Raw genomic sequence first — 12,748 nt, 5'->3', positions numbered from 1 at the left:
CCAACTACCCTGGAGCCCGGTCTGCGCGGGCATGGCCAGCGGTTCCGGCGGGCAAGCCGGGTGTGATCGTGACGAGGAGGACCGACGTGAGGCGCTCGATCAGGGGTTCCCGGCGGGCTGCCGTGCTGCTGCCCGGGTTCGCGGCGGCCGGGCTGCTGCTGTCCGGATGCGGCGCCGGCCAGATCTCCGAGACGGCCAACAAGGTGCCGTCGGTCCAGGGCGCCAACTTCGTGGCCGGCGACGGGAAGTACGCCGTACGCGGTGCCCTGGTCGCCTACCCCGGTGTCGAGGGCTACCAGGCCGGCGACAACGCCCTGCTCAACGTCGTCCTCTACAACGACTCACCGGATCCGGTCACGGTGACGGTCACCTCGTCGGACGCCCGAGAGGTGGTGCTCACCTCGGTCGCCGCCGCGACCAGCCCATCGCCCACCGCGTCGCCGGAGCAGTCCCCCGAGGGCTCCCCCTCGCCGGACAACTCCGCCTCGCCGGGCAACTCTCCCTCGCCGGACGATTCCCCGTCGCCGGACGATTCCCCGTCGCCGAGCCCGACCGAAGCGCCTGCGGCCGGTCCGGCCCGGATCGAGATCCCCCCGCTGAGCTACGTGCAGCTCAACACCGAGGGTGAGCAGGTGCTCCAGCTCGTCGGTCTGAACGAGGCCCTGCTCGCCGGCCAGAGCGTCACGCTGACCTTCGACTTCGGTGGCGAGACGGTCACCAGCCCCGCACCGATCGCCGTACCGCTCACCCCCGCGCCTCAACCGTCGCCGATCATCGAGCGGCACACCGAGTACGAGGGCGAAGGCGGCCACTGAGCACGTCGGCCCGGCATCGCCAACCGCGACCGGGCCGCTCCAGGTACGCACCGGCGGCGTCGTCGGCGTGGTGCAGCCATGCCGACGACGCCCTCGTCGTACCCGGGGGTTAGCGTCGGTCGGGTGAGCATCTCCCGATCGACCCCGTCCCGGGCGGGCACCGGCTCGCGAAGCCGCGCCGCTGCTCGCGAGCCCCGGCCCGCGTACGAGTGCGACGCCTGCGGACACCAGCCACCGAAGTGGGTGGGACGCTGTCCCGAGTGCGCCGAGTGGGGCTCCGTGGTCGAGTGCACGATCACCGGCCCGACCGTCTCGGGCCGCGTGGTGAGTTCCCGGATGCCCGCCGAGCCGGCCCGGCCCATCGCCACCATCAGCGCGGCACCGGCCCGGGCCCGGCCCACCGGGGTCGGCGAGCTGGATCGCGTCCTCGGTGGCGGCCTGGTCCCCGGTGCCGTGGTGCTGCTCGCCGGGGAGCCGGGGGTGGGCAAGTCGACTCTGCTGCTCGACGTCGCGCAGCAGTGGGCCGCCGGAGCGGGCAGCCCGTCGCTGGTGGTCAGCGGTGAGGAGTCGGTCAGCCAGGTGCGGCTGCGGGCGGAGCGCATGGGCACCCTGCACGATCAGCTCTTCCTGGCCGCCGAGAGCGACCTCGCGGCGGTGCTCGGTCACCTCGACGCGGTCAAGCCCGGCCTGCTCGTCCTCGACTCGGTGCAGACCATCTCCACCACCGGCACCGAGGGCGTACCGGGCGGGGTGACCCAGGTCCGGGCGGTCACCGCCGCCCTGGTCGCGGTCGCCAAGGAACGCGGGGTCGCCACCGTGCTGGTCGGCCACGTCACCAAGGACGGCCAGGTCGCCGGTCCCCGGGTGCTCGAGCACCTGGTCGACGTGGTACTGCACTTCGAAGGCGACAAGCACTCGTCGCTGCGGATGGTGCGTGGGGTCAAGAACCGGTTCGGCGCCGCCGACGAGGTCGGCTGCTTCGAGATGCACGAGGGCGGCATCAGCAGCCTCGCCGACCCCTCCGGGCTGTTCCTGACCCGGTACTCCGAGCCGGTCCCGGGCACCTGCGTGACGGTGGCGATGGAGGGGCGCCGGGCACTGCTCACCGAGGTGCAGGCACTGATCGGTGCCACCGTGGCCGGCTCGCCCCGGCGTACCGTCTCCGGGCTGGACTCCGCCCGGCTGGCGATGGTGCTGGCGGTGCTCCAGCGCCGTACCGAACGGCTCACCCTGCACGACCGGGAGGTCTTCGCGGCCACCGTGGGCGGCATCCGGGTGGTGGAGCCCGCAGCCGACCTCGCGGTCGCCCTCGCCGTCGCCTCCGGAGGGCTCAACCTGGCGATCGCACCGCACCTGGTGGCGATCGGTGAGGTCGGTCTCACCGGCGAGGTGCGCCGGGTGGGCGCGGTGCCGCGCCGGTTGGCCGAGGCGGCCCGGCTCGGTTTCCGACTGGCCCTCGTGCCGCCGGGCTGCGGGCCCGCCAGCACCGGTGCCGGCCCGGAGCAGATGCGCGTGATCGAGGTCACCGACGTCCGTTCGGCGTTGCAGGCCGCCGCGCGGGCGTCGGCGGAGTGAGCCGTCCACCGGGCAGGTCGGGCAGCGCGGGCGGAATCGTGACACATCACAGTAACCGCGAGAGCACCCACCGCAGGGCAGTCCGTAGACTGTGCCCGTGCCGATCGACCGCGATACCACCAAGCCAGCCGGCGCGACGCCCCACGCCCGCACCGCTGCCGTGGGCTCGCCTGCCCGACCCATCAGCGTGAGCGTGACCGGTGGCGGCGTCGCCGGTGACCCGCTGCGCGCCAATCTGGCCCTGATGGCACCGGGCACCGCACTACGCGACGGGTTGGAGCGGATCCTGCGGGGTCGGACGGGCGCGCTGATCGTCCTGGGCTACGACAAGGTGGTCGAAGGGCTCTGCACGGGCGGTTTTCCGCTGGACGTCGAGTTCTCCGCGACCCGGGTCCGGGAGCTGTGCAAGATGGACGGCGCGGTCGTGCTCTCCAGCGACGGCACCCGGATCGTCCGAGCGGCGGTCCACCTGATGCCCGACCCGACCATCCCGACCGAGGAGTCCGGCACTCGGCACCGCACCGCGGAGCGGGTCGCCCGGCAGACCGGCTACCCGGTCATCTCGGTCAGCCAGTCCATGCGCATCATCAGCCTCTACGTAAACGGTCAGCGGCACGTGCTTGACGACTCGGCGGCGATCCTCTCCCGCGCGAATCAGGCGCTGGCCACGTTGGAGCGGTACAAACTCCGCCTCGACGAAGTTTCCGGCACCCTGTCCGCCCTGGAGATCGAGGACCTGGTCACCGTACGCGACGCGGTGGCCGTGGTGCAGCGGCTGGAGATGGTCCGCCGGATCGCCGACGAGATCGCCGGTTACGTGGTCGAGCTGGGCACCGACGGGCGGTTGCTCGCCCTTCAGCTGGACGAGCTGATGGCCGGCGTCGACGCCGACCGCACCCTGGTCATTCGGGACTACCTGCCGACCGGTCGCAAGTCCCGGACCCTCGACGAGGCGCTGGTCGAGCTGGATCTACTGAGCGCCACCGAGCTGATCGATCTGGTCTCGGTCGCCAAGGCGATCGGCTACCCGGCCGCCTCGGACGCGCTGGACGCGGCGGTCAGCCCTCGCGGTTTCCGGCTGCTGGCCAAGGTGCCCCGGCTTCCGGTGGCCGTGGTCGACCGGCTGGTGGTGCACTTCGGCAGCCTGCAACGGCTGCTGGGCGCCACAGTGGAAGACCTGCAAGCGGTCGACGGCGTCGGTGACGCTCGAGCCCGGGGCGTACGCGAAGGACTGTCACGGCTGGCCGAGGCGTCCATCCTGGAACGCTACGTCTAGGCAGCGATTTGTAAGGGCTCGCCCGACCGAGCCGAGGCCGAGCGGGCGGTCGGCACGGCGGCCCAAGCACCGACTACCTGAGGACCAGCTTCGCGGGCTGGCTGAGCTTGGTGCCCACCCGGGCGAAGACCTGGTACGACCCCGCCGGCACGGCCGGTCCGTTCGCCACACCGTCGGCACACCGGCTGCTGTCCCTGCCGTTCCAGTTGACCTGGTAGGAGCGTTCGAAGCCGGGGGTGAAGGACTGCACGTCGGACCCGGCGGCCGTGCCACAGGTGTCCGAGGACCAGACCACCTCGGCACCGGCCTTGATGTACAACTCCTGGGCGGTCGCGCCGACGTCCCGGCTGCACGTCCGGTCGGACCGGTTACGGATCTTCAGATTCAGGTCGACGTGGGCTCCCGAGGCGGCCTGCGCGGGCAGCGCCACGGCGGTCACCGAGAGTTCAGTGTCCGCGCAGTTGCCTTCGTCCGCGACCGGATCGACCGCTGGCGGGTCATTGCTGAGGCTCGGTTCGTTCTCCGGGGCAGAAGGATCGGCCTCGTTTCCTGGATCGGCGGGGTCGGCCCCGGCATCACCGGACGGCGGCGAACCGGTCTGCGGAGTCAGCACCGACCCGGTCGGATCCGGCGTGCCGGTCGCCACGCCCGAGTCGGGTTGGCCGTCGCCGGTCGCGTCGTTGCCCCCGGTGGGCCCGTTGCACGAGTAGAACAGGACAATCAGGAAGAGCAGCACCGCACCGAGCACGACGGCGCGACGCCGCCAGTACACGGTGGGAGGCAGGGGGCCGACCGTCAGACGCATGATGTCCCCACCGTAGCGGCGGCGCGTCCGGCGGACGGCAGCGACGCGCCGTGGCTCCCCCGTCCCATCGGATCGGACCCTCCATTCACGACGGTTCGCACCGACCACGGTCACTCAGCGCGACCATCCGGGTCGATTCAGAGGTAGACCTTCCGCTGGTAGATCGCGTGTGCGCCGGCCACCCGATCCAGAAACAGCAGGCCAGCGCAGTGGTCGATCTCGTGTTGCAGGGCACGCGCCTCGAAACCGTCCGTCACCAGGCGTACGGTCTCAGCACTGCCGGGCAGCGCCCCCTCCACCACCAGCCGGCCCGCGCGCTTCACGTCACCGGTCAGGTCCGGCACCGACATGCACCCTTCCCGACCCGCCTTCCACCGGGTGGCCTCGATGACGCGGGCGTTGCAGAGCACGAAGACGCCGTGCCCGGTCACCGTCTTCGGATGCCCGGTGACGTCCACCGCGAAGATCTGGGCGCTCACCCCGACCTGCGGGGCGGCCAGGCCCACGCAGCCGGGCGACACCCGCATGGTGGCGATCAGGTCCGCGGCCAGCCGCACCGTCTCACCGGCGGTCGGATCGACCTCGTCGCCCGGCCGGCTGAGCACCGGGTCCGGGGCGGAGACCACCGGGATGACCCGACCGGCGCCCAGTGCCTCGGGAGTCCAGTCACCGAGGCCCACGTACGCGTCGGCCTGCGGGTCCGGGTTCGGCCCGTCCGGTGCGCCGCTCACAGCAGGTCCGGTTCGGCAGGCCGGAGGGTCACCTCGACACCGAGACCGGCGGCTGCCTCAGCCAGCCGGCCGCCGAGCGCGTCGGCGGTACCGGGGGGCAGGTCCACCTCGGCCACCACCACGTAGAGCGTCCCCGCCAAGCGGGTGCTCAGGTCGGTGACGTTGCCGCCGGCCTCGGCCAGCACCCGGGTCATCGCGGCCACGATGCCCATCCGGTCGGCGCCGTGCACCGCCATCACGTACGGCTCGCCGGCCGGTGCCGTCTCACCGTCGGGCGTCACCGCGCGTACGGTCGCCAGCAGTTGACCGTCGGCGGCCAGCGGCGCCAGCGCGGTCTCGACCTCGGCGGCGGCCGGGCCGACGCAGATCAGGGTCATCGCGAAGTGTCCCCGCAGGCGGGTCATGGTGCTGTCGGTGAGGTTGGCGCCGAGCCGGGCGAGCACCTCGGCGACGTCGGCCACGATGCCGGGCCGGTCCCGGCCGATGACGGTGATCGCAAGCTCGTTCATCCGGGCATTCTGCCCGATCGTCATGCGCCGTCGGTGTCGGCCCGCCCGACCGTCCGAACGACGGGATCCGCGTGCGTGACATCATCGGCGACGCGATGACAGAACCCACATTCGCCGGCCGGGTGAGCCGGTGGTACGAGCAGCACGCGCGGGATCTGCCGTGGCGCAGGCCCGAGGCGAGCCCCTGGGCGATCCTGGTCAGCGAGGTCATGCTTCAGCAGACCCCGGTCGTCCGGGTGGTGCCCGCCTGGCAGGCGTGGCTGGAGCGCTGGCCGACGCCGGCCGCCCTGGCCGGGTCCAGCCCGGCGGAGGCGATCCGCATGTGGGGACGGCTCGGCTACCCCCGCCGGGCCGTCCGGCTGTACGAGTGCGCGGTGGCCATCGTGGAGCGGCACGGCGGTGCGGTGCCGGACCGGCTGGACCAGTTGCTCGCCCTGCCCGGCGTCGGCACGTACACCGCCCGGGCGGTCGCCGCCTTCGCGTACGGCCAGCGTCACCCGGTGGTCGACACGAACGTACGTCGGGTGGTCTGCCGGGCGGTGGCCGGAGAACCGGATGCCGGCCCGACCACCCGTCCCGCCGACCTGGTCGCCACCGAGGAACTGCTGCCCGCCGAACCGGCCGCAGCGGCCCTGGCCAGCGCCGCCATCATGGAGTTGGGAGCGGTCGTCTGCACCGCCCGGTCGCCTCGCTGCGAGGCGTGCCCGGTCGAGTCGACCTGCGCCTGGCGAGCCTCCGGGCGCCCGGCTCCAGCCGGTCCGACCCGCCGCCCCCAACGGTACGCAGGCACCGACCGCCAGGTACGCGGCCTGCTGCTCGGAGTGCTCCGGGAGGCCACCGGGCCAGTGCCACACCAGCGCCTGGACCAGGTGTGGGCGGACGAGGTGCAGCGGGCCCGGGCACTCGCCGGACTGGTCAGCGACGGTCTGGTCGAGTCGATCGGTGAGACATCGTTCCGGTTGATCGGCGACGGCCCTCCGGCACCGGTGGCAGGTTGAGAGCGTGCTTGAGGGCCGGCCCCGATCGGGGCCGGCCCTCAAGCATCTGACGGGCTGGATCAGGCGGAATAGCCGCGGCTGGCGATCCAGTCGGCCAGCGCGTCGGTGCTGATCCAGTACTCGGCCCGGGCAGCGTCGGCCGAGTCGGCGATCTTCATCTGGTCACCACCGTCGCGGTAGCCGGTCACCGCGATGTAGTGGCCGCCATCGAAGGTGTGGCTGCCCCCGCCGAGGTCGGTGGCGGTGCCGACGACGTTGGCCACCACGCCCCGGCCGCTGTCGACGGCGCGGACGACGTCTTCACGCAGCCGGTCGGTCTCGGCCCGGTTGGCGGCCTGATCGGGGATCTCCACCGTGCGGTAGACATCCTTGCCGGCCTTCCGGTTGAGGGCCTCGGTGATCAGGTACGCCGAGTCGGTGCCCCGCTCGGTGGTGCCCATCTCGCGGGCCAGGTCGTCCTGGGAAACGTCCTTGTTGAGGATGCTCAGGGTGTTACGCACCGCAGCCGGACCGCAGTAGTAGAAGTTCGGCTGGGCCTCGTAACGAAGCTTCAGCTGCCGCTCACCCTTGCCGTGCCCCCGCTCGGTCACGGCGGCCAGCGGGTCGGAGCTCGGCGGGGCAGCGACCGCGCCCACCGGGCCGGCAATCATCCCACCGGCGCAGACGGCACCGGCGGCGGTCAGGGCAGCCTTGCGGATCGGACTCGTCATGATCGTTGCCTTCCGTCTCGGGGGATCGACACGACACCAGGAGATGGGAGGAGGCGGATACCGCGTCGGATGGAGGCGGCGCGGGTGCGCCTGCTCCGGGTCTGCAACGACCTGGTCGGGCCCGGCATTTCCGGGTCGGGCCGACCGGTGCGGCCGTCGCGGTTACTCCCCGTACAACGACCCCCAGGACCGGTCCATGCCCAGGCAAACCGTGACCGCGGTCACGACAAACCGCCACAAAGCGGACGATCGGATACGGCGGGCGGACAGCCCCTGCGACCTCAGATACGACGGCGGCCCGATGGCATTTCGCCACCGGGCCGCCGTCGCTTCGGCTGACGACCTACTCGTCCGCGCCCGCCGCAGCCGTCCTGCCGCCGAGGTCGGCCGGCACGGCGTCCGGCACCTCCACCGGGCGGTCGGACCCCTTGAAGACGAGCTTGGACTTGTCGATGTCGTTCGGGTCGCCCTCGCAGTCAACCACCACGATCTGACCCGGGGTCAGCTCGTTGAACAGGATCCGCTCGGAGAGGTTGTCCTCGATGTCGCGCTGGATCGTGCGACGCAGCGGACGCGCCCCGAGCACCGGGTCGAAGCCCTTCTTCGCCAGGTACTTCTTGGCGTTGTCGGTCAGCTCCAGGCCCATGTCCTTGTTCCGCAGCTGGGTCTCGATCCGCTGGATCATGATGTCCACGATCGAGAGGATCTCGCTCTCGCGCAGCTGGTGGAAGACGATGGTGTCGTCGATCCGGTTCAGGAACTCGGGCCGGAAGTGCTGCTTGAGCTCGTCGTTGACCTTCTGCTTCATCCGGTCGTAGTTGGACTCGGAGTCCTCCGACGCCTGGAAGCCCAGCGAGACCGCCTTGGCGACGTCCCGGGTGCCCAGGTTGGTGGTCAGGATGATGACCGTGTTCTTGAAGTCCACGATCCGGCCCTGGCCGTCGGTGAGCCGACCATCCTCCAGGATCTGGAGGAGCGTGTTGAACACGTCCGGGTGGGCCTTCTCGATCTCGTCGAACAGCACCACGCTGAACGGCCGACGCCGCACCTTCTCGGTCAGCTGCCCGCCCTCGTCGTAGCCGACGTAGCCGGGAGGGGCACCCACCAACCGGGAGACCGTGTACCGGTCGTGGAACTCGGACATGTCCAGCTGGATCAGGGCGTCCTCGCTGCCGAACAGGAACTCCGCGAGCGCCTTGGACAGCTCGGTCTTACCCACGCCGGACGGGCCGGCGAAGATGAACGAGCCCGACGGGCGCTTGGGGTCCTTCAGGCCGGCCCGGGTACGCCGGATCGCCTTCGAGACCGCCTTGACCGCGTCCTCCTGGCCGATGACGCGCTTGTGCAGCTCGTCCTCCATGCGCAGCAGGCGCGAGGTCTCCTCCTCGGTCAGCTTGTAGACCGGGATGCCCGTCCAGTTGCCCAGCACCTCAGCGATCTGCTCGTCGTCGACCTCGCTGACGACGTCCAGGTCACCGGCCTTCCACTCCTTCTCCCGCTGCGCCTTCTGACCCAGCAGCTGCTTCTCGGTGTCCCGCAGCTGCGCGGCACGCTCGAAGTCCTGCGCGTCGATCGCGGACTCCTTGTCCCGACGCACCTGCGCGATCCGCTCGTCGAAGTCACGCAGGTCCGGCGGCGCGGTCATCCGACGGATCCGCATCCGCGCGCCGGCCTCGTCGATGAGGTCGATCGCCTTGTCCGGCAGGAACCGGTCGGAGATGTACCGATCGGCCAGAGTCGCGGCGGCCACCAGAGCGGCGTCGGTGATCGACACGCGGTGGTGCGCCTCGTACCGGTCCCGCAGACCCTTGAGGATCTCGATGGTGTGCGCCAGCGACGGCTCGCCGACCTGGATCGGCTGGAAGCGCCGCTCCAGCGCGGCGTCCTTCTCCAGGTGCTTGCGGTACTCGTCGAGGGTGGTCGCGCCGATGGTCTGCAGCTCGCCACGCGCCAGCATCGGCTTGAGGATGCTCGCGGCGTCTATCGCACCCTCGGCGGCACCCGCGCCCACGAGGGTGTGAATCTCGTCGATGAACAGGATGATGTCGCCCCGGGTGCGGATCTCCTTCAGCACCTTCTTCAGGCGCTCCTCGAAGTCACCGCGGTACCGGGAACCGGCCACCAACGCGCCCAGGTCGAGCGTGTAGAGCTGCTTGTCCTTCAGCGTCTCGGGCACCTCGCCCTTGATGATCTTCTGGGACAACCCCTCGACCACGGCGGTCTTACCGACGCCGGGCTCGCCGATCAGGACCGGGTTGTTCTTCGTCCGGCGGGAGAGCACCTGCATCACCCGCTCGATCTCCTTCTCGCGCCCGATGACCGGGTCGAGCTTGCCCTCCCGGGCCGCCTGGGTCAGGTTCCGGCCGAACTGGTCCAGCACCAGGCTGGTCGACGGCGCGGCCTCACCCGGCGCGGTACCCGCCGCGGCCGGCTCCTTGCCCTGGTAGCCGGAGAGCAGCTGGATCACCTGCTGGCGGACCCGGTTCAGGTCGGCGCCGAGCTTGACCAGCACCTGGGCGGCGACGCCCTCACCCTCGCGGATCAGCCCGAGCAGGATGTGCTCCGTGCCGATGTAGTTGTGGCCGAGCTGCAGCGCCTCGCGCAACGACAGCTCCAGCACCTTCTTGGCCCGCGGCGTGAACGGGATGTGCCCGCTCGGTGCCTGCTGGCCCTGGCCGATGATCTCCTCCACCTGCTGGCGGACGCCCTCCAGGGAGATCCCGAGGCTCTCCAGGGCCTTGGCCGCGACGCCCTCACCCTCGTGGATCAGGCCCAACAGGATGTGTTCCGTACCGATGTAGTTGTGGTTGAGCATCCGGGCCTCTTCCTGGGCCAGGACGACAACCCGTCGCGCTCGGTCGGTGAACCGCTCGAACATGCCCTCGTGCTCCTCACGTGCCGTGCGCACTCGATCTTGGTGGTCAAGACTCTCGGCGGGGCCGGATACGCGAGCGCCCGGGACGGGCGTCCGCGCCTCATTACTCTATCGCCGCGAGCCGACTCGGCTGACCTCGTGTGTCTGCGTCGTAGGCCCGGTACGCGTCGTTTTGCACAACCATCCACGCTCAACGGGTGTTCCGGGCATGGTCTGTGTACGCGCAGAGCGAAATTCGGCCCGCTGGCCGGGACCTCCGGGAACGCCGCACGGGGGCGCCCCGGCCCGGGGACGGCACCGCCACGGCACCATCCACAGGTTGTGGACAAGACATCCACCGGCTGTGGACAACGCGCGGTACGCCCCGAATAGTCCCGCGACGACGACGCCGGCCCGGAGAGCGTCTCCGGGCCGGCGTCGTGCTCGCTCCTGATGCCTGGTCTCAGTGACCGGCCTTCGAGTGGTACTCGTCGACGATCTCCTGGGGGATCCGGCCTCGGTCCGAGATGTCCTTGCCCGCCTTGCGCGCCCAGGCCCGGATGGCCTTGTTCTGCTCGCGGTCGGCGGTCGCGCCACCGCGACCACGGGCGGCCCGACCACCGACGACCACACCGCCGCGACCGACCTTCGTGCCGTGGGCGATGTACGGGGCAAATACCTCGCGCAATTTCTCTGCGTTCGAACCTGACAGGTCGATCTCGTACTGAACACCGTCGAGCGCGAACTTGACGGTCTCGTCCGCGTCCCCGCCGTCCAGGTCATCGACCAGCTTGTGAATGATCTGCTTGGCCACGTCCCACATTCCTTTCGAGCAGGGTTGCTCCTGCCAACTGCACAAGCACAATAACCCGCCGGATGCTTGTCGCGTCAATAGGATGCGGTAACGACGCGGTAAGTTCTCGTACGACTACTCGGGGCGGACCAACGGGAAGAGGATGGTTTCCCGAATTCCCAGGCCGGTCAGCGCCATCAGGAGGCGGTCGATTCCCATTCCCATGCCACCGGCCGGTGGCATTCCGTACTCCATCGCCCGGAGAAAGTCCTCGTCCAGTCGCATCGCCTCGTCGTCGCCCCGAGCGGCCAGTTGCGCCTGGGCCATCAGGCGTTCCCGCTGCACCACCGGGTCGACCAGCTCGGAGTACGCGGTGCCCAGTTCGAAACCGAGCACGTACAGGTCCCACTTCTCGGCCAGGCCCGGCTCGCTGCGATGGGAGCGGGTCAGTGGACTGGTCTCCTCCGGGTAGTCCCGCACGAAGGTGGGCGCCTCCAGCCCGGGTACGACCAGTTCCTCGAACAGTTCCTCGGCGAGCTTGCCCGGCCCCCACTTCGGGTCGACGGCCAGGCCCACCTTGTCGGCGTACTCGATCAGGCGCGCCCGCTCGGTGTGGACCGTGACCTCCTCCCCGAGCGCCTCGGAAAGCACGCCGAAGAGGGTGACCGAACGCCACTGTCCGCCGAGGTCGAACTCTCGACCGTCAGCGTGGGTGACCACCGTCGATCCGGAGACCGCGATCGCCGCCCGCTGGACGAGATTGCGGGTCAACTCGGCCATCGTGTTGTAGTCGCCGTACGCCTCGTACGCCTCCAGCATGGCGAACTCGGGCGAGTGCGAAGAGTCGATGCCCTCATTACGGAAGTTGCGGTTGATCTCGAAGACCCGCTCGACACCGCCGACGACGGCACGCTTCAGAAATAGTTCCGGCGCGATTCGAAGATACAGATCGGTGTTGAGTGCATTGCTGTGGGTCACGAAAGGCCGGGCCGCCGCACCCCCGTGCAGCAACTGCAACATCGGGGTCTCGACCTCAAGGTAACCCTCGCCGTGCAACGAATCGCGCAGGCTGCGCATCGCCGCCGCCCGGGTACGCACCATCTGCCGCGCCTGCGGTCGGACGACCAGGTCGACGTAGCGCTGCCGGACCCGGGCCTCCTCGCTGAGCGGCTTGTGCGCCACCGGTAGCGGGCGCAACGCCTTGGCGGTGACCGCCCACTCCTCGGCCAGCACCGACAACTCACCCCGGCGACTGGTGATCACCTCTCCGGTGACCCCGACGTGGTCGCCGAGATCCACCAGGCGCTTCCAGGCTTCCAGCCGATCCGCGCCGACCCGGTCCAGCGACAGCATGGCCTGCAGTTCGGTGCCGTCGCCGTCGCGCAGGGTGGCGAAACAGAGCTTGCCGGTGTTCCGTACGAAGATCACCCGGCCGGTGACCGAGACCCGGTCGCCGGTGGCCGTGTCCGTGGGCAACTCCGCGTAACGTTCGCGCAGCTCGCGCAGCGTGCTGGTACGCGGGTAGCCGACCGGATAGGGCGGCACACCGTCGGCGAGCATCCGGTCCCGCTTCTCCCGACGGACCTTCATCTGCTCGGGAAGGTCATCGGCGGGGTCGACTGGCACGGGGCTCTGTTGGGTCACGGCACGCTTCCTCAGCGGGAGAATTCGGGCGGGGTCAA

The 12,748-nt window shown here is 70.4% G+C and carries 11 protein-coding genes; 4 read left to right on the top strand and 7 right to left on the bottom strand.

Features of this window, described 5'->3' with window-relative positions; all coding sequences use genetic code 11:
* Positions 1 to 86: 86 nt before the first annotated feature.
* The 3 genes from AB0J93_RS04120 to disA all read left to right on the top strand — a co-directional run bounded on the left by AB0J93_RS04120 (position 87) and on the right by disA (position 3,666).
* Complete coding sequence (locus AB0J93_RS04120) at positions 87 to 815, top strand: hypothetical protein (protein ID WP_363917971.1); 729 nt, start codon at positions 87 to 89, stop codon at positions 813 to 815.
* A gap of 78 nt (positions 816 to 893) precedes the next feature.
* Positions 894 to 2,390: a DNA repair protein RadA gene (radA, locus tag AB0J93_RS04115; RefSeq protein ID WP_363917969.1), complete on the top strand. Its 1,497-nt coding sequence runs from the start codon at positions 894 to 896 to the stop codon at positions 2,388 to 2,390.
* Between the two features lie 97 nt (positions 2,391 to 2,487).
* The gene (gene disA, locus AB0J93_RS04110; RefSeq protein ID WP_363917967.1) at positions 2,488 to 3,666 is read left to right on the top strand and encodes a DNA integrity scanning diadenylate cyclase DisA; all 1,179 of its coding nucleotides are present in this window, start codon (positions 2,488 to 2,490) and stop codon (positions 3,664 to 3,666) included.
* Positions 3,667 to 3,739: 73 nt separating this feature from the next.
* Here the strand turns inward: disA and AB0J93_RS04105 are convergent, their stop codons facing one another.
* The 3 genes from AB0J93_RS04105 to AB0J93_RS04095 form a co-directional block, all read right to left on the bottom strand.
* Positions 3,740 to 4,471, bottom strand: a complete 732-nt coding sequence (locus tag AB0J93_RS04105; RefSeq protein ID WP_363917965.1) for a hypothetical protein — start codon at positions 4,469 to 4,471, stop codon at positions 3,740 to 3,742.
* A gap of 137 nt (positions 4,472 to 4,608) precedes the next feature.
* Complete coding sequence (locus AB0J93_RS04100) at positions 4,609 to 5,202, bottom strand: peptide deformylase (protein WP_363917963.1); 594 nt, start codon at positions 5,200 to 5,202, stop codon at positions 4,609 to 4,611.
* Entirely contained in the window at positions 5,199 to 5,711 is a 513-nt protein-coding gene (locus tag AB0J93_RS04095) for an ACT domain-containing protein (RefSeq protein WP_363917961.1), read from the bottom strand. Before AB0J93_RS04095 ends, AB0J93_RS04100 begins: the two co-directional genes overlap by 4 nt.
* 95 nt (positions 5,712 to 5,806) lie before the next feature.
* On the opposite strand from AB0J93_RS04095, the gene AB0J93_RS04090 reads away from it, so the two are divergent.
* Positions 5,807 to 6,709 carry an A/G-specific adenine glycosylase gene (locus AB0J93_RS04090; protein WP_363917959.1) on the top strand — a complete coding sequence of 301 codons (903 nt, stop codon included), beginning with the start codon at positions 5,807 to 5,809 and terminating at the stop codon, positions 6,707 to 6,709.
* A 59-nt stretch (positions 6,710 to 6,768) separates the two neighbouring features.
* On the opposite strand, the gene AB0J93_RS04085 is transcribed toward AB0J93_RS04090, so the two are convergent.
* The 4 genes from AB0J93_RS04085 to lysS form a co-directional block, all read right to left on the bottom strand.
* Positions 6,769 to 7,422, bottom strand: coding sequence for a C39 family peptidase (locus AB0J93_RS04085; RefSeq protein WP_363918542.1), 654 nt, complete (start codon positions 7,420 to 7,422; stop codon positions 6,769 to 6,771).
* A gap of 340 nt (positions 7,423 to 7,762) precedes the next feature.
* Positions 7,763 to 10,297 carry an ATP-dependent Clp protease ATP-binding subunit gene (locus AB0J93_RS04080; RefSeq protein ID WP_363918540.1) on the bottom strand — a complete coding sequence of 845 codons (2,535 nt, stop codon included), beginning with the start codon at positions 10,295 to 10,297 and terminating at the stop codon, positions 7,763 to 7,765.
* A 439-nt stretch (positions 10,298 to 10,736) separates the two neighbouring features.
* Entirely contained in the window at positions 10,737 to 11,087 is a 351-nt protein-coding gene (locus tag AB0J93_RS04075; protein WP_093409819.1) for an Lsr2 family protein, read from the bottom strand.
* Positions 11,088 to 11,201: 114 nt separating this feature from the next.
* Positions 11,202 to 12,710, bottom strand: coding sequence for a lysine--tRNA ligase (lysS, locus tag AB0J93_RS04070; RefSeq protein WP_363917957.1), 1,509 nt, complete (start codon positions 12,708 to 12,710; stop codon positions 11,202 to 11,204).
* Positions 12,711 to 12,748: the final 38 nt, after the last annotated feature.

The sequence above is a fragment of the Micromonospora sp. NPDC049374 genome (genome assembly GCF_040677165.1).
In the GTDB taxonomy this organism is placed as follows: domain Bacteria; phylum Actinomycetota; class Actinomycetes; order Mycobacteriales; family Micromonosporaceae; genus Micromonospora.
This window is presented reverse-complemented; position numbering and strand designations above follow the sequence as displayed.